At 50.6% G+C, this 25,874-nt stretch carries 21 protein-coding genes and 1 pseudogene; 16 read left to right on the top strand and 6 right to left on the bottom strand.

From position 1 onward, the window contains the following. From Q0W37_RS10130 to Q0W37_RS10080, 9 genes and pseudogenes are all read left to right on the top strand, one after another. Positions 1 to 772, top strand: a 772-nt coding sequence (locus Q0W37_RS10130; RefSeq protein ID WP_297701243.1) for a succinate dehydrogenase cytochrome b subunit, incomplete at its 5' end; no start/stop codon positions are given. An 11-nt stretch (positions 773 to 783) separates the two neighbouring features. Next, on the top strand, positions 784 to 2,697 hold the full coding sequence (locus tag Q0W37_RS10125) for a fumarate reductase/succinate dehydrogenase flavoprotein subunit (RefSeq protein ID WP_073054921.1): 1,914 nt from the start codon (positions 784 to 786) through the stop codon (positions 2,695 to 2,697). Beyond that, positions 2,697 to 3,473, top strand: coding sequence for a succinate dehydrogenase/fumarate reductase iron-sulfur subunit (locus Q0W37_RS10120; protein WP_072811006.1), 777 nt, complete (start codon positions 2,697 to 2,699; stop codon positions 3,471 to 3,473). The genes Q0W37_RS10125 and Q0W37_RS10120 overlap by 1 nt, the downstream gene beginning before the upstream one ends. 326 nt (positions 3,474 to 3,799) lie before the next feature. Beyond that, complete coding sequence (locus Q0W37_RS10115) at positions 3,800 to 4,480, top strand: FISUMP domain-containing protein (RefSeq protein ID WP_297701241.1); 681 nt, start codon at positions 3,800 to 3,802, stop codon at positions 4,478 to 4,480. A 36-nt stretch (positions 4,481 to 4,516) separates the two neighbouring features. Beyond that, on the top strand, positions 4,517 to 4,681 hold the full coding sequence (locus tag Q0W37_RS10110; protein WP_297701239.1) for a hypothetical protein: 165 nt from the start codon (positions 4,517 to 4,519) through the stop codon (positions 4,679 to 4,681). A 31-nt stretch (positions 4,682 to 4,712) separates the two neighbouring features. Further along, positions 4,713 to 4,985, top strand: coding sequence for a UPF0175 family protein (locus tag Q0W37_RS10105; RefSeq protein ID WP_297701237.1), 273 nt, complete (start codon positions 4,713 to 4,715; stop codon positions 4,983 to 4,985). Between the two features lie 2 nt (positions 4,986 to 4,987). Then, on the top strand, positions 4,988 to 5,479 hold the full coding sequence (locus Q0W37_RS10100; protein ID WP_297701235.1) for a hypothetical protein: 492 nt from the start codon (positions 4,988 to 4,990) through the stop codon (positions 5,477 to 5,479). Between the two features lie 180 nt (positions 5,480 to 5,659). Then, positions 5,660 to 6,415: pseudogene (locus tag Q0W37_RS15425) on the top strand (succinate dehydrogenase/fumarate reductase iron-sulfur subunit). 421 nt (positions 6,416 to 6,836) lie between these two features. Beyond that, the gene (locus Q0W37_RS10080) at positions 6,837 to 10,781 is read left to right on the top strand and encodes a fibrobacter succinogenes major paralogous domain-containing protein (RefSeq protein WP_297701229.1); all 3,945 of its coding nucleotides are present in this window, start codon (positions 6,837 to 6,839) and stop codon (positions 10,779 to 10,781) included. A 167-nt stretch (positions 10,782 to 10,948) separates the two neighbouring features. Here Q0W37_RS10080 and Q0W37_RS10075 read toward each other — a convergent pair whose 3' ends face one another. Further along, positions 10,949 to 11,425: a hypothetical protein gene (locus tag Q0W37_RS10075; RefSeq protein WP_297701227.1), complete on the bottom strand. Its 477-nt coding sequence runs from the start codon at positions 11,423 to 11,425 to the stop codon at positions 10,949 to 10,951. A gap of 96 nt (positions 11,426 to 11,521) precedes the next feature. Here Q0W37_RS10075 and Q0W37_RS10070 point away from each other — a divergent pair, with 96 nt between their 5' ends. From Q0W37_RS10070 to Q0W37_RS10055, 4 genes are all read left to right on the top strand, one after another. Then, positions 11,522 to 12,277, top strand: coding sequence for a hypothetical protein (locus Q0W37_RS10070; RefSeq protein WP_297701225.1), 756 nt, complete (start codon positions 11,522 to 11,524; stop codon positions 12,275 to 12,277). 57 nt (positions 12,278 to 12,334) lie between these two features. Then, the gene (locus Q0W37_RS10065) at positions 12,335 to 13,144 is read left to right on the top strand and encodes an amino acid ABC transporter substrate-binding protein (protein ID WP_297701223.1); all 810 of its coding nucleotides are present in this window, start codon (positions 12,335 to 12,337) and stop codon (positions 13,142 to 13,144) included. A gap of 70 nt (positions 13,145 to 13,214) precedes the next feature. Next, positions 13,215 to 13,874 carry an amino acid ABC transporter permease gene (locus Q0W37_RS10060; RefSeq protein ID WP_297701221.1) on the top strand — a complete coding sequence of 220 codons (660 nt, stop codon included), beginning with the start codon at positions 13,215 to 13,217 and terminating at the stop codon, positions 13,872 to 13,874. An 8-nt stretch (positions 13,875 to 13,882) separates the two neighbouring features. Then, entirely contained in the window at positions 13,883 to 14,671 is a 789-nt protein-coding gene (locus Q0W37_RS10055; protein WP_297701219.1) for an amino acid ABC transporter ATP-binding protein, read from the top strand. A 96-nt stretch (positions 14,672 to 14,767) separates the two neighbouring features. Here the strand turns inward: Q0W37_RS10055 and Q0W37_RS10050 are convergent, their stop codons facing one another. After that, positions 14,768 to 15,583, bottom strand: coding sequence for a hypothetical protein (locus tag Q0W37_RS10050; protein WP_297701217.1), 816 nt, complete (start codon positions 15,581 to 15,583; stop codon positions 14,768 to 14,770). A 16-nt stretch (positions 15,584 to 15,599) separates the two neighbouring features. Continuing rightward, complete coding sequence (gene floA / locus Q0W37_RS10045) at positions 15,600 to 16,571, bottom strand: flotillin-like protein FloA (protein ID WP_297701215.1); 972 nt, start codon at positions 16,569 to 16,571, stop codon at positions 15,600 to 15,602. A gap of 149 nt (positions 16,572 to 16,720) precedes the next feature. Here floA and Q0W37_RS10040 point away from each other — a divergent pair, with 149 nt between their 5' ends. Continuing rightward, on the top strand, positions 16,721 to 18,067 hold the full coding sequence (locus Q0W37_RS10040; protein ID WP_297701213.1) for a hypothetical protein: 1,347 nt from the start codon (positions 16,721 to 16,723) through the stop codon (positions 18,065 to 18,067). A 2-nt stretch (positions 18,068 to 18,069) separates the two neighbouring features. Here Q0W37_RS10040 and Q0W37_RS10035 read toward each other — a convergent pair whose 3' ends face one another. Both Q0W37_RS10035 and Q0W37_RS10030 read right to left on the bottom strand, forming a co-directional pair. Further along, positions 18,070 to 19,626 (bottom strand): nodulation protein NfeD, encoded by a 1,557-nt coding sequence (locus tag Q0W37_RS10035; RefSeq protein WP_297701211.1) that lies wholly within the window; start codon positions 19,624 to 19,626, stop codon positions 18,070 to 18,072. Between the two features lie 95 nt (positions 19,627 to 19,721). Beyond that, positions 19,722 to 20,462, bottom strand: coding sequence for an RDD family protein (locus Q0W37_RS10030; protein WP_297701209.1), 741 nt, complete (start codon positions 20,460 to 20,462; stop codon positions 19,722 to 19,724). Positions 20,463 to 20,543: 81 nt separating this feature from the next. Here Q0W37_RS10030 and rapA point away from each other — a divergent pair, with 81 nt between their 5' ends. After that, positions 20,544 to 23,525, top strand: a complete 2,982-nt coding sequence (gene rapA / locus Q0W37_RS10025; RefSeq protein ID WP_297701206.1) for an RNA polymerase-associated protein RapA — start codon at positions 20,544 to 20,546, stop codon at positions 23,523 to 23,525. 3 nt (positions 23,526 to 23,528) lie between these two features. Continuing rightward, a complete protein-coding gene (gene proB / locus Q0W37_RS10020) occupies positions 23,529 to 24,668 on the top strand; it encodes a glutamate 5-kinase (protein WP_297701205.1) in 1,140 nt (379 codons plus the stop codon). A gap of 56 nt (positions 24,669 to 24,724) precedes the next feature. Here the strand turns inward: proB and Q0W37_RS10015 are convergent, their stop codons facing one another. Continuing rightward, a complete protein-coding gene (locus Q0W37_RS10015) occupies positions 24,725 to 25,873 on the bottom strand; it encodes an ATP-binding protein (protein WP_297701203.1) in 1,149 nt (382 codons plus the stop codon). Position 25,874 lies beyond the last annotated feature (1 nt).

Genomic DNA, 25,874 nt, shown 5'->3' with positions numbered 1-25,874 from the left:
GTTCATCTTCGGCCACATGTGTGGTAACTTCCAGCTTCTGAATTTCGATCAGGCTGCGGCTCAGGCATCCTACAATGCCTACACCGAATTCCTGACCGGATTCAACCCGCTCCACTTCCCGGTGAAGATGATTTACCTCATTGAACTGGTGCTGGTGGCCGCCTTCGCTATTCATATCTTCCTCGCCGTTACGCTGAAGATTGAAAACAAGAAGGCTCGCGGTGGCATCGATTACGAAATCAATGCTCGCAAGGGTAAGAAGACTTTCGCAACCTTCACCATGATCTGGTCCGGTCTCTTTATTCTCGTGTTCCTCGTGCAGCACCTCATGATGCTCAAGTTCGGCGAACACTACCTCTACATGAACGACAAGGGCGAAATCGTCCGCGACATGTGGCTCACCACCATCCAGATGTTTGCAAACCCGGCTTGGGCTGCTTTCTACGTGGTTAGCATGTTCGTGATCGGTATGCACCTCTTCCACGCTATTTCTTCTGCTTTCCAGACCATGGGTATCGCTCACCAGAAGTGGACCCCGATTATCGATATCGCCGGTATCGCTTACAGCGTTATCGTTGCCCTCGGCTTCGGTATCACCGCTGTTGCCGCTTTCTACCTCGGCAACCAGCCGGGTACGCAGGCTCTGATTGAAAAGTCTCGTAGCCTCCAGCCGCAGTACGAACAGCAGCAGAAGGAAAAGGCTGCCGCCAAGACCGCCTTCGTGATTCCTTCTGTTGGCGAAGTAGAAGTTTCTTTTAACGCTGAAATTTAAGGAGACCACTAATGATTCTTGATTCTAAAATCCCCGGTGGTTCCATCGAAGAAAAGTGGACCAAGCATAAGTTCGAACTCAAGCTCGTGAACCCCGCCAACAAGCGTAAGTTCACGGTGATCGTGGTGGGTACTGGCCTTGCCGGTGCTTCTGCCGCTGCATCCCTCGCCGAACTTGGTTACAACGTCAAGTCTTTCTGCATCCAGGATAGCCCCCGTCGCGCACACTCCATTGCTGCCCAGGGTGGTATCAACGCTGCCAAGAACTACAAGAACGACGGCGACTCCGTTTACCGTCTGTTCTACGATACCGTGAAGGGCGGTGACTTCCGCGCTCGCGAAGCCAACGTGCACCGCTTGGCTGAAAACTCCAACCTCATCATCGACCAGTGCGTCGCTCAGGGCGTTCCGTTCGGTCGTGAATACGGTGGCCTCCTCGACAACCGTTCCTTCGGTGGTACGCAGGTTTCCCGTACGTTCTACGCTCGCGGTCAGACGGGTCAGCAGCTCTTGCTCGGTGCCTACCAGGCTCTCATGCGCCAGGTTGCCGCCGGTAAGGTGAAGATGTTCCCCCGCCGCGAAATGATGGACCTCGTCGTGATCGACGGCAAGGCTCGCGGTATCATCGTCCGTAACCTCATCACTGGCGAACTTGAAAGCCACGTGGGTGACGCTGTGTGCCTTTGCACCGGTGGTTACGGTAACGTCTACTACCTTTCTACCAACGCCCAGGGCTCTAACGTGACGGCTGCTTTCCGTGCCTACAAGCGCGGCGCTCTGTTCGCTAACCCCTGCTACACGCAGATTCACCCGACTTGCATTCCTCGCCACGGCGACCTGCAGTCCAAGCTCACCTTGATGAGCGAATCTCTCCGTAACGACGGCCGTATCTGGGTTCCGCGCAAGGCTGGCGACACCCGCAGCCCGGACCAGATTCCGGAAGAAGAACGTTACTACTACCTCGAAGAAAAGTACCCGAGCTTCGGTAACCTCGTTCCGCGTGACGTGGCATCCCGTAACGCCAAGCAGGTCTGCGACGCAGGTCTCGGCGTGGGTAACACCAAGCAGGCTGTGTACCTCGACTTCGCCGACGCTATCCAGCGCATGGGCGTTGCAGGTGTGTCTGCCAAGTACGGCAACCTCTTCCAGATGTACGAAAAGATTACCGACGAAGACCCGTACAAGGTCCCGATGCGTATCTTCCCGGCCATCCACTACACCATGGGCGGCCTCTGGGTGGACTACGATCTGATGTCCACGATTCCGGGCTGCTTCGTTCTCGGTGAAGCCAACTTCTCCGACCACGGTGCAAACCGCCTCGGCGCATCTGCTTTGATGCAGGGCCTCTCCGACGGTTACTTCGTCATTCCGTTCACCATCGGCGGCTACTTCGCGGGCACCAAGCTCGAGAAGGTTTCCGAATCCGATGCCGCGTTCGAAGACTGCAAGAAGCAGACCGAAGAACGCATCCACAAGCTCCTCTCCATCAAGGGTCACCGCACTGTTAACGATATCCATCGTGAACTCGGTAACATCATGTGGGAATACGTGGGCATGGCCCGTAACGAGGCCGGCCTGAAGACCGCTCTCGAGAAGATTCCGGCCCTCCGTGCCGAATTCTGGGAAAACGTCAACGTGCTCGGCTCCGAAGGTTCCTTCAACCAGAACCTCGAACGTGCCGGCCGCGTGGCTGACTTCCTCGAATTCGCCGAAGTCCTCACTCTCGACGCCCTGCACCGCAAGGAATCTTGCGGCGGCCACTTCCGCGAAGAAAGCCAGACTCCGGAAGGCGAAGCCAAGCGCGACGACGAGAACTTCTGCTACGTGGGTGCCTGGGAATACAAGGGCGACGGTGTCGCACCGGAACTTTCCAAGGAACCTCTTACCTTTGATAACGTCCACCTCGCTACTAGGAGCTACAAATAATGAGCGGACTGAATTTGACTTTGAAGATTTGGCGTCAGAAGGATGCCAAGACCAAGGGACAGTTCGAAACTGTCAAGATCAACGATGTTTCTCCGGACATGTCCTTCCTGGAAATGCTGGACATCGTGAACGAAGAACAGATGAAGCAGGGCAAGGAAGGCTTCGCCTTCGACCACGACTGCCGCGAAGGTATCTGTGGCATGTGCTCTCTCGTCATCAACGGTATGCCGCACGGTCCTGACCATGCGACCACCACTTGCCAGCTTCACATGCGCAAGTTCAAGGATGGCGACACCATCGTGATCGAACCGTGGCGCGCCGCCGCATTCCCGGTTATCCGTGACTGCGCCGTGGACCGTACCGCTTTCGACCGCATCATCGCTGCCGGTGGTTTCGTTTCCGTCAACACCGGTGCCGCTCCTGAAGCTTCCACGATTCCGGTTCCCAAGGCTGATGCCGACCGCGCCTTCGACGCTGCCGCTTGCATTGGTTGCGGTGCCTGCGTGGCCGCCTGTAAGAACGCATCCGCTATGCTCTTCGTTTCTGCGAAGGTTTCTCACCTCAGCTTCTTGCCGCAGGGCAAGGTCGAGGCAAAGAAGCGCGTCTTGGCCATGGTCGCCCAGATGGACAAGGAAGGCTTCGGCAACTGCACGAACCTTTACGAATGCCAGGCCGCATGCCCGAAGGGTATCACCGTGGATTACATCGCCAAGATGAACCGCGAATACCTCGGCGCCACCGTGACCTACGCCGAAAAGGTTTATGGCAAGGACTAGCAAGCCGAGCGTCGCGAGCAAGCTCGCTTGCTCATGACCAAGGCGCCGCGAGTCTTGCGGCAAGTTGCGTAGCAACTTGGCGAACGACTAATAGGTATGAGGTGTGAGGTCGGTCGCTCCGCTCCCTTTGAGGGGTGAGCGTCGCCGATTAACACGTCATTGCGAGGAGCCGTAAGGCGACGAAGCAATCTAAAGCATTAAAAAGAGGACTGCTTAACGGCAGTTCTCTTTTTTTATGGTGGGGGAGGTGAATCTCAGAAGATATATCAAAGTATGAATGAAAAACTATATTTTGCGAGAATGAATTTTTAATTAAGGTTGATAAAGTGAAAAGAAATATACTACTAATTGTGATTGTCTTTCAGTTTGTGTTGATCGCCTGCACGACGGATGCGGATGATAAATGGAGTGCTAGCGAAGTGTGCCCAGATACCGGTACAAATTTATACGGTGAACCCAATCGAGGGACATTTGTAGATGCTCGTGATGGTCAGGTGTATGAGTATACTACCATTGGAGACCAGGTTTGGATGGCAAAAAATTTGAATTATAATGTAGAGTATAGCATGTGCTATGACAACAATCCTGAAAATTGTGAAATTTATGGTAGGTTGTATTCCTTGCGTTTAAATGGAAATCAAAATGAAACTTTTGATGTTGACATAATTCCTGCGATTTGCCCCAAAGGATGGCGTATGCCAAGTGAGGAAGATTTTAATAAACTTTTGAATAATATGAGCAGTGATAAAGAAGAGGCCGCATCTCAACTCAAAATCAATGGTCTATGGAATGAAAATAGGGGCGTTGGTTCTAATGATTGTGGATTTGCTGCTCTTCCATCTGGTTTTTGTCTAAATATAACGGATTGTGATCGTCTTCATATGGGAGCGGTGTATTCGTCAACTACTATGAAAAATTCGATTCTTATGAGATCATTGAGTATTGAACGAATTGCAGAAGTTGGCAATACAAGTTTTTGGCAGGCTGTTAGATGCATAAAAGAATGAGACTCCTTATGAAAATTTTTTAGTTGCCGCAAACGTATGCAAACAGATGCCCAACACCAATCTGAAGAAGAAATTTATGCCAAGTTGCACGAGGCGGAACAACAAACTGTAGTGTCCGCCAAGCGTTACTCTGCAGAAGAAATTCTCAAGGAACTGCATCTAACGGCGTTGCTTAAACTGGCGGGGTTGCCTTTTTCTTGATAAAAATATATATTGGTAGTGGAGGTTTTCCATGCCGACAGTAACAATGGACATTCCAGAAGATATTGCAGACCTCATGGTATGCGATAACAAGAGCGACGAACTCCGCCGCAATGCGTTGCTGTTGTATCCATTTATCAAGAACGAGACCATTTCCCATGGTCGTGCTGCCGAAATTTTGGGTATCTCCAAATGGGAACTAATTGAACTTTATGGGAGCGAAGGTATTCCCTATATCGATCAGAGTTGGGAAGAAGCCGAGCAGGATGCTGCCAACGTTATGGAACTCCTTTCCAAGAGGTAAGGATGATTGTCGTATCTGATGCAACTCCGATAATTTCTTTCCTTAAAATTAATCGTCTTGACATTCTTGGAAAATTGTTTGGCGAAGTCCTTCTTCCAGAGGCTGTTTATGAAGAATTAACTTCAAATCAGGAATTTTGGGACGAAGCTGAACAGGTGAAATCCTGTGAGTTTTTCAAAAAAGTGTCTGTTGGCAATAGCCAAGCAGTTTGCATGTTGATGCGTGTAACTGGCTTGGATCTTGGCGAAAGTGAAGCTATCGTTTATTCCGACGAAAACAAGAGTGACCTTTTGATTGTGGATGAAGTTCGTGCAAGGCACGTCGCCACGACGATGAAACTCCGTATTACCGGAACGATAGGCATCTTGATTGCTGCCAATGAGAACGGTTTGCTGAATAAAGAGGAAGCCTTGGCTTGCGCCGAAATCCTTCGGTTGTCCAAAAGACATATCAGCGAAGCTCTTTTGAATTCGTTCGTTGAGAATTTGAAATAGCTGTGTTACATTTGCATCTGCGTTATGGATAGTGACCCCTTGGGGACAAGACTCGCGTAGCGAGGCTTGGTTCTGGGAGGTGAGCGGCAAGCGAAAGCGCAGCCGATTGCCCCCAGAATATAGCCCGACCCATGCCAGTGGGGAACGCACAAAAGAAAATGCCGCGTCAGCGGCGGCGGACTGAATTTGACTTTGAAGATTTGGCGTCAGAAGGATGCCAAGACCAAGGGACAGTTCGAAACTGTCAAGATCAACGATGTTTCTCCGGACATGTCCTTCTTGGAAATGCTCGACATTGTGAACGAAGAACAGATGAAGCAGGGCAAGGAAGGGGAAAAAGGAAGTTCAAGGATGGCGACACCATCGTGATCGAACCGTGGCGCGCCGCCGCATTCCCGGTTATCCGTGACTGCGCCGTGGACCGTACCGCTTTCGACCGCATCATCGCTGCCGGTGGTTTCGTGTCCGTGAACACCGGTGCCGCTCCTGAAGCATCTGTGATCCCGGTTCCCAAGGCTGATGCCGACCGCGCCTTTGACGCTGCCGCTTGTATCGGTTGCGGTGCTTGCGTGGCTGCCTGTAAGAACGCTTCCGCGATGCTCTTCGTTTCTGCGAAGGTGTCTCACCTCAGCTTCTTGCCGCAGGCTGTGAGCCAAAAGCGACTCGTATTGACGAGTCGTGTTGGCGAGAGTGAGCGCTAATTAGAGTTTTTTTTATGCGTCTAGCGCGAACGGTCGTCATAGGGTCGAGGCGAAGAAGCGTGTGCTCGCCATGGTCGCCCAGATGGACAAGGAAGGCTTCGGCAACTGCACGAACCTTTACGAATGCCAGGCCGCATGCCCGAAGGGTATCACCGTGGATTACATCGCCAAGATGAACCGCGAATACCTCGGCGCTACCGTGACCTACGCCGAAAAGGTTTATGGTAAGGACTAGCAAGTTCACTGAGCTTGCCGAAGTGAACTGAATAGTCGGTTCGGCAGGCTCACCGACCTTTCCTGTGTCATCCTGGAGGGGCGTAGCCCCGATAGGAACCAAAGCATTATAAAAGGGACCGCAGCGATGCGGCCCTTTTTCTTATCTTTCTAACAAAACAGGAGACTGGAATGAAAAAGGCTTGTTCATTTATCGCGGTTGTAGGGCTTTGTTGAAGTGGATAGCGGATTCCGCAATCTATAAGGATTTTCAGGTAATCTCTGAAAAGAAATAACCTGTATTACAAAAAGTGGACTGCAGCGATGCGTCCCTTTGTGGTTAAAAACAAGGAACATATTTCCCTTACGCTCGTTTTATTCCGAGTTATAAATTTATTTTTTAAGTGCAAATTTTCCTAGGGTATTTGCCGATGGAGGCTTTCATGGTTTGGAATAGAATTGCAAATACATTCGCATCTAGCAAAAGTGTCATTGTGAACCTGCTGAAAGCAAGTGCGGCAATCTCTAGCTGTGCGGTTCTGTTCGCTTGTGGTGATGACGGTAGTGATGATAATGCTGTTGAAATTCCTCCACGCGAGGTTCCGACCATCTATGACCTCGGTTCCTGTACCACTGACCGCAAAGGTGACACGGTTCTCGTACTGGACAAGTCCATTGAGTACCTATGCTTGAACAATGATTGGATTGACATCACGACGCGACCTGAATCAAGTTCTAGCATTGCAATTTCGTCTGGGGCAGACTCCGTTGAGGTGCCGGGTGATTCTAATGTTGTGGACCCCGTCGCAGGCTCAAGCAGCTCCGTTGTCGATGACCCGCTTTGCGGTGACTGTAATTCCAGTTCTTCTGCGAAGGCAACTTACATCGAGGTGAAAACAAAGAATGCTTTGGGCCCATGCGATTCCGTTGATTTTGGGCTTCGCGCGTTAGTGTTAGCCGATTCCACCTATTACACTTGCAAGGCGAATGGTTGGATTAAGGATACCGTCTATTTGGGTTACGAAATTGTCAAGACAAAGGAAGATTTGCCAAGGTGTAATGCAGGCAATGCAAAACAACGTGTCTTAGTCAAGAAAGACTCCGTCTTCTTCGCCTGCGATACGGAAAAGTGGAATCCGGAGACCGCCGATGGATACATTGTCAAGAACGCTTCCATTCTTGGTGCGGCACAGAAGGGACCGTTCAAGTTCAACTCTCCGCTACAACTCCGCGAAGTCCTTCTGCGCAACGATTCCCTCGTGTATTCTGGTCGCGTGTACAATGACGAAATTTCCAGCAACAAGGGCGACTTTGTGATTCCAAAGGTGAATCTTGTTTATCCTTACGCGGTGCTTGAAGTTCGTGGACTGTGGCGCAACGAAGTCAGTGGCGAATATTCCAAGGATTCCATGACGCTCCGTGTGCTGACCGATTTGAGCAAACGAACGGAAGTGAATATCAATCTGCTTACACACTTGGAATATGATCGCGCCGCAAAGCTTGTCAACGATGGCTATAGCGTTTTTGCGGCCAAGAAACAGGCCGACTTTGAAATTATGACGGCGCTCGGTTTTGCCACTTCGGTGGAGTATTCTGAGGACTTGAAGACATTCGTGCCTTCTACCAGCGAAAGTTATGGGGAGAACGCCACCCTGATGGCGATTTCGTTGCTTTTCATTGGCGACAGGACTGAAACCGAAATCCAAAATGCGATTGGCAGTTTCAAGAGCGATTTGGCTGAGGACGGAGAATGGAACAACGGGCAGATGAAAGCGGACATGGCGGACTGGGCGGAAGGCTTTGACGGCGGTTCGATCCGTGCGAACGTGAAGAGTTGGAACATTCTTGACATTCCTGCCTACGAAAACTACCTGACTATTTACTGGAACAATGCCTACGAACTGGGCGGCTGCTCTTCGACAAGGTCCGGCGTAATTGCGCAAAACAAGAACTCAAAGAGCAAGAACTACAATGTCCACTACATCTGTAAGGGAACCAGCTGGCAGAAGGCAACGGATATCGAAAAGGATACCTACCAGTGGAAAGACGGTAAAGAAGGCGATGTCAAGAAAGGCGATGTGACGGCTACGTATTATGTGTTTGAAGATGGCAAGTGGACTGTCGCGAAGAACGAGACTGCCTTGGGACTCTGCACCTCAAAACGTACAGGGGAGATTGCAAAAATTGATACGACGTACTTTATCTGCGAAGACAATAGCTGGCGTACTGCGACTGTGCTTGAATACGATACCGACGGGTTCGGCAAGGGTGATGATGGCGAAGTTCGCGCGGGTAAGGTTAACAAGGATAAGTTCTATGTCTATGAAAATGGTGCCTGGCGTGCAGCCAAAAACGCCGTTGAAGAAATTCTCGGCGCCTGCGTCGAAAGCCGCGAAGGTGAAGTTGCGAAGCCCGTGACTGCCTATTACATCTGCAAATCGAACAACTGGAGAATTGCTACTGCTCTTGAATATGATACCTACGGCTGGAAGGCTGGAACCGAAGGCGAAGTGAAAGAAGGCTCCGTCACTGCAACAAACCACTACGTGTATGTAGATGGCGCATGGCGTGCTGCAGCTGACGATATGGAATATGAGTTTGGCGCATGTGTGACGAAGAAAGACGGCGAAAAGCATTTGCAAAATGGCAAGTATTACATCTGCGAAAATAAGAGCTGGAAACAGATAACCGCAGAAGAATATGGCCTTGGGTATTGCACCGCTTCAAACAAAGGGGTTGTTGAAAAGTTGAACGATGTGTATTATATCTGCAAATCTGGAAGTTGGACTGAAGCGACTGCCATTGAGTATGATACCTATGGTTGGAAAGCCGGAACCGAAGGCGAAATGAAAGAAGGGAGCGTTGTTGCAACTAACCATTATGTTTATGAAAACGGAGTATGGAGAGCAAGCGCTAATGAAATTGAGTATAATTTGGGCGTGTGTGTGACTAGTCGGGAGAATGATAAGGGTACATTTAATAGTGAGTATTATGTTTGCCGGAATAAAATTTGGAACAGCGTTGATTTGCTTGCTTATGAAACTCTAGGTTGGTCTGCCTCGGCAGATGGCGAAGTTAGAAAGGGCGAACTTGGCAATTATTATGTCTCTGTTGATGGTAAATGGCGAGCATCTGCTAGCGACATTGAAAATAATATAGGGGCATGTGTCAAAAGTCGAATTAATGTGGTTGCTAAATCAGGAGCCATTTATTATACATGTAAAGCGAAAGGATGGGTAGAATCTACAGAACAGGAGTATGATACTTACGGCTGGAGCTCCGGAAAAGATGGTGACGTGAAAAAAGGAAATGTAAATTCTGATAAGTATTATGTTTGGGAAAATAACGTGTGGCGCGCAAGTCGAGGTCGAATTGAAAATGATCTTGGAGCATGTACCCAAAAAAGATATAAAACGGTAGGGAAATCTGGTGATACGTGCTACATATGTAAGCGAAAAAGCTATTATAACCAAGGCGAGTGGGAGTATGACTACTATTGGGGTCTTGCGGATACTCTGTCTTCTGATACTTATGGTAAAGTTTGTACAAAAGATGGTGCAATTGTAGATGGAGAAGTTGTTGCCGAAAATAAGTATGTGTGTGATGCAGATACATTCAGAATTGCGAATTCTCTAGAAATATCACTTAATAAAGGATGTGTCAGCTACACAACGAGGAGTGAAATAAGAAAACACCTATCTGCGACGCAAGATTCTTTATATCTGTGTAATAATAGCTTGTGGAAAGCAAAAATTGAGTTTGTTGGTGAATATGGATCAATGATTGATGAAAGGGACCTCAAGACCTACAAAATCGTGACCATAGGGACACAAACCTGGATGGCAGAAAACCTAAACTATTCAGACAGTACAACCTACCCGAGTATGCGAAAAGGAAATTGGTGCTATAATAACGATTGGAATAATTGCACAAAATATGGTCGCCTTTATTCCTGGGCGGCAGCTATTGACTCGGTGAAGCTTGCGTCTGATGCGGACAATCCGCTAAATTGCGGTAATGGCAAAAACTGCGGCCTGACTGGTCCGGTTCAGGGCATTTGCCCCGAAGGCTGGCATTTACCAAATAAAGATGAGTGGGAAAGCCTACTCTCTGCCGTAGGAGGAAAATCAGTGGCTGGAAGAATGCTCAAATCGACAAGTGGTTGGTCCTCTACGAACGCCTCTACTAACGAAAATGCATTCGGCTTTTCCGCTTTGCCTGCTGGATACAAGGACGGTAGCTATTTCGATTACAGAGGCTACTTCGCGTTCTTTTGGAGTTCTACGGACTATAATAATTTCAACGCATACCATATGGATCTCGGCGACGGTGACTTGTCCCGCGACAGCAAGTATCGTGGGTTTTCTGTTCGCTGCGTAAAGGACTAGAATCGGTTTTTCCTAATGGGTGCTGTAAAATTGCGTTAGGGATAGTGACCCGTAGGGCGAAGACTTGCGGGCCTTTTTTATTTGACTTTTTAGGGAGCAAGGCTTCGTGAGCGAAGCGAGTATAGCCCGACCCACGAAGTGGGAAACGCCCAAAGAAAAATGCCGCGTTAGCGGTATGAATTGTACTGCTCGCCTTCTTCTACGGTGCGGGTGCGCCCGTCGGGGCAGATGTAGCCTGTGAGCGTGGTGTCTGCCTTGAGGTGCTTCATGTCGCAGGTTACCGCGATTTCGCGTGCGTTGGCGATGGCCTCGTTCCAGGCTTCGATAGTGGCGCTGGAGCTCTTGTTGAAATTGTCTTGGATGTCTTTTGCAATCACCAGCTGGTCGACGATATCTTGTTCACAGTTGGAGTAGCTTTTGTCGGATTTCTTTTGCAGGGTAAATAGAGGCTTGCACAGATAAATTTGTCCGCCGTAGCCGTCTTCACCACCGTAGGCGCAGGCGATGGCCTGTATGGCGATGGATGAAAGAGCCAGCTGAGCCCAGTATTTTCGGATAAAACGAATGGGGTTGCATGGCCTTATGTTATTGCTCCAGAAGAACGAGCAAATGAATACGGTAATGCGCCTGAACAGATTTCTCATATAAAATTCCTTGACCCTTTAATCTAAAATTAGTATAAATTCACTGAAAAGGGTATCCTGTTGCGCAAAATGATTATATTTATTGCAGGAGACGAGATGAAAAGTGTGAAAAGATATTTCTTTGTTTTGGGGCTCATGTTTGCTTTGGCCGGACATGCCTTTGCGACGCCGCAGACTGTCGAAGGGTCTCCGGCGGAAGCTTCTTCGAAATCGCTTTATTGGGGGCCCCGGTTATCCGTTTTGCTGTCGAATGCCTGGAATAACAAGCGCGTGAAAGGCGTTTTCGATTCCTATAGCAATGAAGTGTGGGAAAACTCGGTTTTACGTACCGGCTTCGGAATGGAATTCGGTGTTTGCGCCTGGTATATGTTGAACGATTATTTTGGACTTGCCGCTGAGGCCGATATGCGTTTTGTGGAACACCGGCTGAACAAGCAGGTATATTCGCGACAAGAATGGAAAGGTTATGGTACTTACGATATCGAAGAATACTATTTGTATGTTTACAGCGCCTCGTTTCCGTTGTTGATGCGCCTGAGACCTGTTCGTTATATGTATCTAGAAGCGGGCGCTCAGATTGTCTTTAATTTCGATGGCGAGATAACGGATAAGGATGGCGACGACGAGCATGAATTTGAACAAGAAAAACTCGGTTATTCCGTGTTGGGTGGTGCGGGTATCACGTTTCCCGTTTTCCGCCGGCACATGATAGGGGTTGGCTTTAGACTTACATTCGACATGACCCGCATTGAACATTCGGGCGTCGTTGAAATTAAGGAAGGAGAGACGTACAGGATGGCGACCCCTGCAAGGCTATGGAATATTCAGTTTGGAGCGTCCTATTATTTTTAGCGGATGAGTGGATTGCGGTAGAAATCTTTCTATATTCTCTGCAAAAAGGAGCTTCTTATGAAGAAAATCTTTACGATGCTTGCTGCGGTCGCTTGTGCCGCTTTTCTTTCTGCCTGTAACGAGGCGAAAAATGAATCGGCTCAGAATGAACCTGCCAAGGTTCAGGCCGATGAATCCCTGAACAAGGTGAAGGCTGCAGGCGAGTTCGTGCTCGGCCTCGACGATTCTTTCCCGCCGATGGGCTTTAGGGACAAGGACAACAATATCGTGGGTTTCGATATCGACCTTGCGACTGAAGTTTGCGCTCGCCTGGGCGTAAAGCTTAAGACGCAGCCGATTTCCTGGGACGCGAAGGAGCAGGAATTGAATACCGGCAAGATTGACTGTATCTGGAACGGTATGAGCGTGGACAGCGCACGCGCTGCTGCGATGAACTTGAGCGACCCGTACCTCAAGAACCGTATGATTTTCACCGTGAAGGACAAGTCGCTTGCGAACCTCGAATCGCTCAAGGGCAAGAAGATTGCCGTGCAGAATGGCTCTACCGCCCAGAAATTACTCGATGCTTCCGAAGCGGGTAAGGCTGCCAAGGATATCGTCCCGTTTGACGATAACCAGACGGCCCTGATGGATTTGGACAAGGGCGGTGTCGATGCCGTGTTCCTCGACGAAATTGTCGCCAAGTACTGGATTGTGACGAATGCCAAGGATTACGTGGTGCTTGAAGAAGGCCTGTCGGATGAAGTCTATGCAATCGGCTTCCGCAAGAAGGATCAGGCTCTGCGCGACGCCGTGAACTCGACTTTGGCTGCAATGAAGGCCGATGGTAAGTTCGACGAAATCTTTGCCAAGTGGTTCGGTAAATAGGTATGGGGCTCGCTCCCTACGGGAGGGAGCTTTGAGGTTTGAGGTCGGCGCAGTGCGCCTCTGAGTTAATATGTCTGATTTGAGCAATTTACTCCCGATTCTTTGGGGCGGATTTTGCACGACGCTCGCTATATTCGGGCTGACGCTTCTTTTCTCGATACCGCTTGGGCTCCTGATAGCGGTACTCAAGATGAGCAAGTGGCGCGTGGTGCGTTACCCGGTGTCGTTCTATATTTCGGTGATGCGCGGAACGCCGCTCTTGTTGCAGATTGTGGCGATTTACTTTGGTTCGTACTACCTGAGCGAATATTCGGGAATCGGATTTTCGTTTGACCGTTTCCCGGCGGTGATTGTGGCGTTCTCGATAAACTATGCGGCGTACTTTGCTGAGATTTTCCGCGGTGGAATCCAGTCTGTTCCGAAGGGACAGTACGAAGCTGCTTACATGCTCGGCATGACCCGTTCGCAGACGTTTTTCCGCATTATCCTCCCGCAGGTGGTAAAGCGTGTGGTGCCCGCGAGCGCGAACGAGGTCATCACCCTGGTAAAGGATACTTCCCTTGCGCAGGTGATTGCGGTGACGGAACTTTTTGCGCTGGCCAAGAAACAGCAGGCCGCCTACGCGAGCATTTACCCGCTGTTCGTGGCGGGCGTATTCTACTATGTGGCAAACCTTTTGCTGAGCGTTCTTTTTGCTTATCTGGAACGCAAGCTTAACTACTATAAGTGAGGCGTGGAATGGAAAATGTGAATGATACTGCGCCGATCCTGAAAGTGGAACATGTCAAGAAATCCTTTGGCGACTATAATGTGCTTAAGGATATTTCGTTTGATTTGAATGCAGGTGAGGTGCTTTCGATTATTGGCCCGAGTGGCTCCGGCAAGAGCACTTTGTTGCGCTGTATTACCCAGCTCGAAACGGTGGACGGTGGCCTGGTGCAGGTGGACGGCAAAGACATGGTGTTGCCTGGTGAAAAGGGTGCTCCCGTCAAGTATGCGTCGGCGAAGGTGCTGCGCGAAATCCGCCTTTCGACGGGGCTCGTGTTTCAGAACTTCAACTTGTTCCCGCACCTGACGGTGCTTCAGAATCTTTGCCTGGCTCCGGTGCGTGTGTTGGGAGACTCCCGTGAAGAAGCTCGCGCTATGGGGCGTTCCTTGCTCAAGCGTATGGGACTCGAAGGGAAGGAAAAGGCGTACCCTTGTGAACTTAGCGGTGGCCAGCAGCAGCGTGTGTCCATTGCTCGTGCCTTGGCGATGAACCCGAAGATTCTTTTCTTTGACGAGCCGACCTCTGCGCTGGATCCGGAGCTTACCGGCGAAGTGCTCAAGATTATCAAGAAACTTGCCGAAGATAAGATGACGATGGTTATCGTGACGCATGAAATGGCTTTTGCCCGCGATGTTGCGGACAAGGTCATCTTTATGGATGGCGGTGTTATCGTGGAACAGGGAACCCCTGATTTCGTGTTCAACCAGTCCGGAAATGAACGCCTGTCGCAATTCTTGTCGAGATTCTCTAAGAATTAAACTCTTGAGTTTTCTTGCGTCGGTGTAAAAAATCTCTTGCAACGTAAAAAGGGCCTCTTTAGAGAGGCCCTTTTCGTATATGAAGATGATTTGATTTTATCGGTACTGCGCACTCCAACGGCGCTTGAAGCGGGGTTCGTCCAGGACTTTTGCCCAGATGAACCCTTTGCGCACGTCGGCTAGGCTCCTAGCTGAAACAAGGGGCGCACGGCGCGGTGCCGGAATTCCTGCAGCGGATGCTTCGGCGGCATCCATGTTGGAAATCGCTGCGGCAGATTCGCGGGCTGTCTTGGCGCGTTCTTCGAGTGCGTTGAGTTCCCGCTGCCGGTCCAGTTCCTGGCGGCGGGCTTCAATGCGTTCGCGTTCCGCGTCGTTGTCATGTCGCTCGCGATTTGCGGATTCCCGTTCTTGCTTGGCTCGTTTCTCGTGGCTTAAGAGATTGTCGAGTTCGTCCAGGTCGTGCACGAGTACGTCGCAGTCGCCTTCGCCCATGTCGTGACCGACGATGCGGTGGTCTTGCAGGTCCATCAGCATTTCGGCGGCCGTATTTTCGTCAACGTCGAATTCTTCCATCAGAAATTCCAGGTTGATGAAATCCACCCCGATGACGACTTCGGCAATGTCGCGAAGTGTCAGCGGCTTGTTGGGATCACGCTTTTGTACGGGTGGTGTCGGCGGCTCAATGTTGCCCTGTGAAGCCTGACGCTGTGCATTTTCGAATTGACGAATCAGGTCCTGCAACGAACGCGGGGGCAGGTGTTCGGCTTCCTGCGTATCATCATCTGATTCTCCGTTTTCGCGATGCTGTTCCTGGTGGCGGGGCAACTGGTTCTGTTGCTCCTTCGTCTTTTCCAGCTTCTTCTGGATGATCGTGATGACGACCGCGATGGCTATGAAAATGAGGGTTTCCATAATGCCCTACAGTCGGTTACTTCGCCTCGGGTGCGCTGCCGATTTCCTTGCGCATCTGTGTGTCGGCTTCGATATTTTTCAGGTTGTAGTAGTCCATCACGCCGAGCTTGCCGTCGCGAAGGGCAGATGCCATTGCCATCGGAATCTGGGCTTCGGCTTCGACGAGTTTCGCCTTCATTTCCATGACCTTGGCCTTCATTTCCTGTTCGGCGGCGTATGCCATGGCGCGGCGTTCTTCGGCCTTTGCCTGAGCAATCTTCTTATCAGCTTCGGCACGGTCGGTTTCGAGGATAGCTCCGATGTTCTGGCCCACGTCCACATCTGCGATATCGATAGAAAGAATTTCGAATGCGGTACCGGCGTCAAGGCCAGAGGCAAGCACCTTCTTGGAAATCATGTTCGGGTTTTCGAGCACTTCCTTGTGGCTCTGAGCAGAACCGATGGAAGACACGATGCCTTCACCCACACGGGCGACGACCGTTTCTTCACCGGCGCCACCGACGAGCTTCTGGATGCTTGCGCGCACAGTGATACGGGTAATGGCATGCAGCTGAATACCGTCGAGAGCCACGGCGGAAACCTTCGGGGTTTCGATGACCTTCGGGTTCACGGACATCTGCACGGCTTCGAGCACGTTACGGCCGGCAAGGTCGATGGCGGCTGCTTCCTTGAAGTCGAGCTTGATGTTTGCCTTGTTGGCGGCGATCAAAGCCTGGATCACGCGGAGTACGTTACCGCGAGAAAGATAGTGGGCTTCGAGCAAGTTTGTGTCGACCGGGAGACCTGCCTTGCAGCTGAGGATTCGCGCTTCCACGATAACCTGCGGCGGCACCTTACGCAGACGCATACCGATGAGCTGGAAAATGCTCACGTTCGCCTTTGAAAACAATGCCTGAAGCCAAAGGCTAAAGAACTTGCCGATAAAGGCGAGCAAAACGATAACGGCAATCGCCGCGACGATGATTCCAGTGATCAAAAGAGTGTCCATTTGTTTTTCTCCATTAAGTTTTCTTTGCTCAATATACCATTTTTTAGCTGGAAAGGGCCGTTTCTAGGTGAAATTTGCGTTTTTTTATGGGGTTTCTTCTTTTCTCTTGAAAATGAGATTATATTGAAAAGGAGAAGGAGTTTGATTTCATGAAGTATAGAGCGAATTTGTTCGTTGCACTATTGGCTTTTTTTTCTGTATTCGTTGTTGGCTGTTCGCAGGTCGCATCGGGTTCTTCCATAGACGATGATATCTGGATGCGTGCGGATGAAATTGAGTATCGAGACGGGGACTGGAAATTTGAAAAATGGAATTCTAGTCTGAGTAGTCTTCGCGGCTATTTCGATTCGGGAAAGTATACCGTTCCAGAAGAGGGAAAATTCTCTTTTGTGCGTAATTCCAATAGACTTGTAATGGTGAATTCCTGGGAACCCGGTATCCCACAGTATGGAAATTTTTCGTTTGGTCCGGTAGAAAATTCTCAGGGATACCTAGTGTGTTTCGATAAGCCGGATAATCAAAAGTATTTGTTAGGGTTTGTTGAAGAATCTTATCTCTATGATGAAAACTCTGAATCGTTTGAGGAAGTGCAAAAGGTGATTCGCGTGATTGAGCCGATTGAAAAGGGAAATCGGCTGTATTTCCCCTTGGAATCCGACCTGTTTGAAGATGTTAATGACGGTTCGTATGATTTGAAAATGGTTCAACTGTATTATGAAAACGGCTCACTGTACAAGGGGGCGTTAAAGAATATTGTTGTCGCCAGTACAGATGGAAAAGATTATCCGCTGAGCTTTAACGTCAATTTGATTGTTGCCGGATCGTATCGGGGAACAAAAGATGACCTGTCTGAAGAAGAATTGGCTGACAAGATTCTCTTTCGCTTGAATCGTGCTATGAATCCGGGAGGAATAACCGTCAAAAAAGTGAATGTTTTATACGCGAAAGATCACCCTGTGATAGGTTCAGAATTCCCTGATTCGAAAGATGTGATTTTCAAGAGGACTTCGGGGGGCCACGGCTTGCTAGATTCGCTCGCGCATTGGCCTGGGCACGAGGGTGAAATCAATTTCGTGTTGGGTTATTACATTATCGATGAAATCGGTGGATCGGAATCGGTGGGCGGTTTTTCTCCGCTTTCTGGACATATTTATAATGGATTGGAAGAGGATCAACTTTATTTTTCGAACGACTATATATCCATGGCGACTCATGCCCTCAAGGGCGAATTTCAACATTCATCCGACATGATTGCAAGTACGGCGCTACATGAATTGGGGCATTTCTTTGGAATGAAACATACTTCGGATGAAGGCGGCTTTGATGATTACGGAGATACTCCGGAATGCATGAATTATGGGCACAATAGTGACTCGTGCCCAGACCGCCATTATGTGATGTTCCCGATAGGAGTCAACGACTGGGAATATTCGACCTTTACGCCGCAACAGATGGATGCAGCCCGCTATTACCTGACCTGGACTCCGCACAAGTAGTGCTAGGCGTCTAGTCCGACCCAGATGTGGCCTTCTTGAATAGATTCAATCTTGACTTTCTGGCCGGCTTCTATGATTTCGCCATGCGTCTGTACGTCAAACAGCTTGGTGGAGCCGTCGGGCAGCGTGAAGCTTGCCTGGCCTACGGGGCGCAGGAATGTCTTTGCGGTGCCAGTGTCGCCGACGGAGACTTCTTGCACTGCTTCGGTGGGTGAGGCGGCGGTTTCCAAATCGGTCTTGAGCATGGGCGTCCAGCCTTCGGGCAGAAGCGGAATCAGGTACTTGCTTGCCGCAATCGGGAACACGAGTGCGATGCCCGCGCAACAGAGCATGTAAAGGAGTCCGAGTAGCCAGGGGGTGGCGTCAAAGGTGGTCTCGATGGTTTCGGGAACGTATTCGGGCATTTCCGAGGGTTCGAACGAAAGCGCGAGCGCAAGGATCATGCATACGATACCGCCGATGCCGAACAGGAATGTTCCCGGCATTACAAATATTTCGACAAGGAACAGCACTACGCCTGCCACGAGCAGGATGGCGGGAATGTAGCCGTCGAGCTGCGGGGCGAACTGTCCGAGGAATACGATGCCGATGAGGATGATGCCGATGATTCCGAACAGGCCAAATCCCGGCGTCTTGAATTCGATGTAGAGTGCGCCGAAGCCGAGAATCAGGAGAATGCCCGAAATGGCGGCGATGGCGGAGGCGATGTCTTCGCCGAGGGTGGTTTCGACTTCGCTGCGGCTTTCGATGGCAAGCCTCGTTTCGAATTCTCCACGGTCCTTGAAGGTCCCCTTGGAAAATCCGAGTTCCTCGGCTTCCTTGTCGGTCATTGTCAGCAGTTCGCCTTCTTTCACGAGGATTTTCGGGGTGCCCCAGAAGGCCTTGGCGGCGCTGTCGAGGACGGCGTACTTTTCACCTTCGATAATGAGCACCGTGTCGCGTTGCGATTTCTTGCCTTTGTCGAGCGTGGCGGTGAGTTCGAGGATTTCGAGTTCCGGTGTCACGAAGGCGGAACTCAGCAGCTCCGGGTAGCCGTTGCGCTGGGCAAGGTTCCTGAATTTGGCGCGGAGCGGGGACTGGATTTTTTCGCCGACAATCTGCGGAGTGCCATCGCCACCCTGCACGATGGGGGCGCAGTCGCCGATGGTTGTCGCTTCGAGCATGTAGAGTTTCTTGCAGGCGAGAGCGATCAGGCTACCCGCGCTGATGGCTTTCTTTTTCACGAGGGCGATGGTTTCTGGCCCCTTGACGGCCATGATGGTGTCCACCAGGTCGAAGGCTGCATCGAGGCGACCGCCGAAGGTGTTGATTTCAAAGATGATGTAGTCCGGATTTTCCTGGAGCGCATCGTCGATGGCTCGGGCGCAGAAATCGTACATGGAAGGTTCCACGTCGCCTTCCAGCTTGATCCAGACGGCATGTTTTTTGCCTTCGACCGTTTTAGTGGCGGTGTCAATTGTGCTTGCAGAGGTGTCTGCTGGGGCAATCGTCGTGGTGTCGGCACTTGCGAACGCCACTAGCAATAAAAGGACAGATAAAATTCTTGCAAATAACTTCATACTACCAATATATGAAGTTTTTGGTCGAAAGGCTAAGGAATGTTAAATTTTTGACTGAAAATAGATGCCTAGATTTTGTTGCAGAAGGCCGCCCGTTACTTCTTATTGTCGTAGATGACGCGGGTTCGTGCAATGTGGTCGTGCAGGGCGCGACGCTTGGGGTCTATCATCACGATGAGGTACCCGAGTCCGTAGAACATCAGGGTGCTCTGCGTGAGGATGCTTGCAATATAACGGAGCGACGAAGTCACCCAGTTCATTTTTTCGCCATTAGCGGTTTCTACATGGATCTTCAAGAGCATTTTGCCGGGGGTGGCGTATTTGATTGTCGTGAAGGTGATAAAGTAGATGGCCTGGAGGATTCCCCAAATGATAAGGAACAGGTGTACGCCAGGAACGTCGAAAACCTTAGAAAGAGCCTCTTCGGAAGTCGGGGTTGCGACATAGGCGTTCATGGCTTCGGAGAGGGTGTTCAGGTCGATAAGCTGTAAACTGCTCATCAGCATCACGATTAAAACACCGATTGCGGATAAAATAATATTGTCGATGAGGTAGGCAATACCCCGGACAAGGAATCCGGCATAGCGCTTTCCCTTGTTGTGCTCGGCGATGATCGCTTCTAGCGCGGCCTTGATCTGTTCTTCCTCGGAAAGTAGTGTTTCCTTGGATTCTTCGGTGTCCTTCCACTGGACCCAGGCTTCCATTCCCGAGTGCCAAACCAAGGTTTCGTCTTTTATAGTCTCGTTCTTGACAAAATCCCTAATCTCGTCGATATTATAAGGACCCTTGCGTCGTTCGCCGTCTGTGACGGATTCATCTATGTAGTACCAAATCATACGAGGTAAATGTAGAAATAGACGAGAGAACGGGCTTCGCCCTACAGACGAGAGGCGAGAGAAAAACTAAATTTGGGAGGTATGATGAATTTCAAGATTGGCCAACGCTATGTAAGTCAATCGGAACCTGCACTCGGACTAGGCATTGTGACCGAGGTGCAAGACCGTATTGTTAAGATTTCTTTCCCCGCTGTAAGTGATGTCCGTTGTTACCGTTCCATGGGAGCCCCTGTGGACCGTTTCGAGCTTTCGGTGGGTGATACTGCCAAAAGTGAAAAGGGTTTGTCCTTTACCGTGGAATCGGTGAAAGAGGTGGACGGACTGCTTGTCTATTCGGGACGTGCGGGACGTTCGATGAAGGAGTCCGAACTGAGCGGAAAGATTTCGATTGCGCGCCCTGCCGACCTGTTCAAGGCGCTTATGGAAAACCGCGTGTCGAACAGCGTGCAGTTTGGTCGCCGCGAATCGGCCATGGAACTTTCTTGCAAGTGGATTTCGTCGCCGGTGCGTGGCATGATTGGCCCGCGTACTTCGATGATTCCGCATCAGTATTACCTGTGTAGCCGCGCCTGCGATAGTTCTACGCTCCCGCGCCTGATGCTGTCTGACGAAGTGGGCCTCGGTAAAACGATCGAAGCCGGTATGATTTGGCATGCGCTTAAGGCTCGCGGTCGCTTGACTCGAACCCTGATTATTGTGCCCGAAACGTTGAAGCATCAGTGGCTGGTCGAAATGAAACGCCGCTTCAACCACCTGTTTACGTTGGTGGACGAAGGCTTTATCCGAAGCATCATTCTGGATGACGACGAACGTCCGAATCCGTTCAGCCAGGCAAACGATATTATCTGCTCGATCGACTTCCTGATTAAGCAACCCGCACTGATCGAAGACTTGCTCAAGACCACCTGGGACATGGTGATTATCGACGAAGCGCATCACCTGGTTTGCGAAGATGGATTCACGAGCCATGAATATCTGCTGGCGAATGCGGTCATCCAGCGTTCCAAGGGTGTGCTGCTTTTGACGGGTACGCCGTTGCAGTTCCATCCGGAATCGCAGTTCAACCGCCTCAAGATGCTCGACCCCGTGCGCTTTGCGGACTACAACAGCTTTATCAAGGACCAGGACGCTTACCGCAAGTTGGTGAACGAACTTTCGAAACTGCCGACGGACCCCGGTGAGACCATGAGCTGGGACGACTTGAACGAATGCGTGCCGAAGAAGTCGATTATCCGTCCGTGGCTTGAACAGGAAAGCGCAAAGAGCATGCCTGCCGACGAATGGATTCGCCGCATTGTGGATGCCGTGGGTACGGGATCGGTGGTGTTCCGCAATACCCGTAAGGGCGTGGGCGGATTCCCGAAGCGTGTGCTCGACGAAATTCCGTTGGAACCGAATAAGAATTACCGCGACATGGTGAACGTGGCTGCCGAAAACGATTTGGACATGTCCACCGACATCCAGGAAAACGGCCTGCTTTGTACGAGCTATTCCGACGCCTGGGCGCTTGACGAACGCTACGTGTGGCTCAAGGGCTTCTTGAAGGAGCACGCAAACGACAAGGTGCTCCTGATTTGCGAATCGATTCAGGTGGTGCAGGCTCTTGAATCGCTCTTGAACGAATACATGGGCGAGGGCGCGTTCTCGATGTTCCACGAGAACATGACGATTATGGCCCGCGACAAGGCCGCCGCGAACTTCAGCAAGGAAAACGGCGCGAACCTGTTGATTGCCTCTGAAATCGGTTCCGAAGGTCGCAACTTCCAGTTTGCCCACCATTTGATTCTGTTCGACCTGCCGCTCGATGCGGCCCTGGTGGAACAGCGTATTGGCCGCTTGGACCGTATCGGTCAGACCGAAAACATCATTATTCACGTGCCGTATGTAAAGGGCTCCGGTCAGGAAGTCATGTTCCGCTGGTACCACAACGGCTTGAATGCCTTTGGTACTCCGATGATGAGCGGCGGCGAACTCTTCCTCAAGTACACCGACGAACTGATTGCCGCTTTGGCCGAACCGCAGGCATTGCTCCAGAACTTTATGGATACGGTGATTCCGCAGGTCAAGAAAGACTGCGATACCATGCGCAAGAATATTGAAAAGGGCCGCGACCGCCTGCTGGAATTCAATTCCCGCAACCCGGCGAAGGCTAAAGAAATCACCGATGCCATCTTGAAGATTGATGCCGACAAGGATTTGGAAACGCTGGTGTTCTCGTCGCTGATGGACCGTGGCCTTGAAATCGAAAAGAGTAAGATTAAGGGCTGCTACATCATTAGCATGGGCACGCAGGTGGAATCGGGCTCGATTCCTGGCATGCCCGAAAGCGTTGGCATGGCGGGCGCCGGTGGCGGTGGCCGCGTGGAGCAGGCCGTTGGATCTTTTGCCGATAGCTCGGATGCCGGTGACGAAGATGCCCGCTTCTGCGATACGTCTAGCTTGACTGTGACCTTTGACCGCAACGTGGCCATGGTGCATGACGAAGTGGACTTTGTGAGCTTGGAACACCCGCTTTCGCAGGGCGTGATTGACTTTGAAACTTCGCTCGATAACGGGGCAGTGGCTTGCAACATCTGGCAGAATTCCGGAATGCGCGGCCTTGTGATGCAGTACAATTTTGCGGTCGATTTCTCCATTTCTGAGGAATGGGGCGTATCGGACCTCGCTGGCCCGCGCTACATTAGCGTGCTCGTGAACCCGACAGGCGAAGACTTGACCGAAAAGGTTGCGGAACTGAAAAACGCGAGCTTCAAGGATGTGCCTGTTCCGCAGGGCAATGCCGCCGTGAACATGACGCTCAAGTATTTCGGCAAGGAAGGTCTTGCGATTGCTCGCCGCATTGTGTCTGCCAAGGCGAAAGAAATTGCCGAAGTGGCGGCCGCAGCGGTGGAAGCACGAGCTGAACAGGAATACCAGCGTATGAACCATTTGCTCAGCATGCGAGGCAAGGCGGGCAACAACGCCCAGCTGCAACAGCTCCGCAAGAATGCCCAGGAATGGAAAAAGGTGATTTCGAACCCGCAACTCCGCCTCGATGCAATTCGGTTGCTTGTTTGTAGGTAATCTATGAGTGAATTAAGAAAGAATATTCTCGATGAATCCCGCCGCATTGTGGTGAAGATTGGCTCACGTATTTTGGTCGACTCCGAAAAGGGCGGCGTTCGCACCCGCTACATCCAGAAACTTGCCGACTCGGTCGCTCGCCTGATGGAAGCGGGTAAGGAAGTCGTGGTTGTGACTAGTGGTGCCGTGGGTACCGGCATGAGCCAGCTCGGCTACAAGGAAAAGCCGACTGTGCTTGCCGAAAAGCAGGCCTGTGCTGCCGTGGGTCAGATTGACTTGATGTACGCCTACCGCGAAATGTTCCGCTGGATGCAGCTTTCTGTGGGTCAGATTCTTCTGTCTGCCGAAGACTTCCGCGACCGTAACCGCTACAAGAATTTGCAGAACACCATCAAGGCGATGCTTGCCCGTAAGATTGTTCCGATTATCAACGAGAACGACTCTCTCGCCGTCGCCGAAATCAAGGTGGGCGACAACGACAAGCTTTCGAGTGACGTGGCGCTCTTCCTCGATGCTGACTTGCTCCTGATTTTCACGGACGAAGACGGCCTCTTCGATGACAATCCGAAGAAGAACCCGAACGCGCGACTCCTCCGCTTTGTGCCGGAAATTACGCCTGCCGTTTTGGCGCTTGCAGGTAAGCCCGGCGAAACGGGCTCTGCCGTGAGTACCGGCGGTATGCGCAGCAAGCTCGAAGCCATCCGCAACGTGACGAAGAGCGGTTGCAATGCCTTCCTCGCAAGTGGCATGAAGGTGTTGCCGCATCAGGTAATCTTTGAAAATGCCGAAGGTACGCTTTTTGTGGGTTCCAAGAAGAAACTCAATAGCCGTCAGCGCTGGCTCAGCTTCGTGACGACTCCGCGCGGGGCCGTGGTGGTAGACGAAGGTGGCGTGAAGGCTCTGCGCGAAAAGCATTCTAGCCTGCTCCCCGTAGGTGTTTGCGCCGTTAAGAAGCACTTTGACAAGGGCGACCTGATCGAAGTCTTGAGTCAGGACGGCGAAGCTGTGGCACGCGGTGTTGCAAAGTTCGACAGCGAAACGCTTAAGCTTGTTCTCCGCAAGAAGACCGCCCAGGTTCACGAACTCTTGGGCAAGGATGTCGCCGACGAACTCATCCACAAGAACGACTTGGTCGTGTTCTAGTCTGCTAAATAATTTTAGTGGAAGCTATTGCCCCGCAGCGTTAGTTGTCGGGGCTTTTATATTTCTTTCCAGCTGATGAATTTCTGATTTTCCCCGCGGTAAGAATCGTCTCCGCCATAGACAACTCTTGTGTTCGATAGCGGAATGTCTGCGACTTCGGCGAATTTTTTCAATCCGTCGTAGAATTTCTGGTTCTTTGTTTCGCCAGATTTGATTTCGATGGCGCTCAGTTCACCATCGGTTTCGCAAAGCAAGTCGACTTCATTCTGGTTCGTGTCGCGCCAAAAATAAAGCTGCGGTTCTTCGCCTTTAAACAGTGCTTTTTTCATGTATTCAGTAACCACGAAATTTTCGAAGATTGCTCCGCGCAATCCACTTTTTTGCAATTGTTCCTGGTTGAAAATGTTCAACAGATTGCAAAGTAGTCCCGTGTCGCAGAAATAAATTTTAGGCGATTTGATGACTCTTTTCGAAAAATTCTTATAGTATGGAGGCAGCCGAAGAAGTATAAAACTTGCTTCAAGAATTGAAATCCAGGCGTTTGCTGTTATGACGGAGATTCCCGCATCTTTGGCAAGCGAGGCTACGTTCAAAATGGATCCGACGTTTGCCGCGCATAGTTTGAGAAATCTTTTGAATGCCGCCATGTCGGTTATGTTTCGCAATAAGCGGACATCTCTTTCTACATACGTTTGTAGGTAAGATGTAAAATATTCCTTTGCCGAAACTTTCTTGTCATAGAGTCTAGGGTAACAACCTTTGAGCAAAATTTTATCAAGATCATTTGGAAGTTTGTCAACAGCCCTTAATTCTTTGGCGGAAAATGGGAAAAGTTTGAGGATGCTTGTGCGCCCGGCGAGGCTTTGCGAAATACGTTCCATCAACAAGAAATTGTGCGAACCGGACAAAATAAACTGTCCGCATTCGTCGCGAGAATCCACGATAGTCTGTAGATAGGAAAATAAGTCCGGAACGCGTTGCGCCTCGTCTATAATACATTTTAATCCACAGTCCTTTAGGAAACCGCGGGGGTCGTTTTCGGCGAGTTGGCGAATATCGGGGTCTTCTAGCGAAATGTATTTATAGTCCGCAAAGCATGATTTCAGCAAGGTGGATTTGCCACTTTGCCTAGGCCCCGTCAGCGTTACTACGGGAAAATTCTTTGCCATGTCTATAATTGTCTTGGAAATTGACCTTTCAATCATA

The sequence above is a fragment of the uncultured Fibrobacter sp. genome, assembly GCF_947166265.1.
Lineage (GTDB): Bacteria > Fibrobacterota > Fibrobacteria > Fibrobacterales > Fibrobacteraceae > Fibrobacter.
This window is presented reverse-complemented; position numbering and strand designations above follow the sequence as displayed.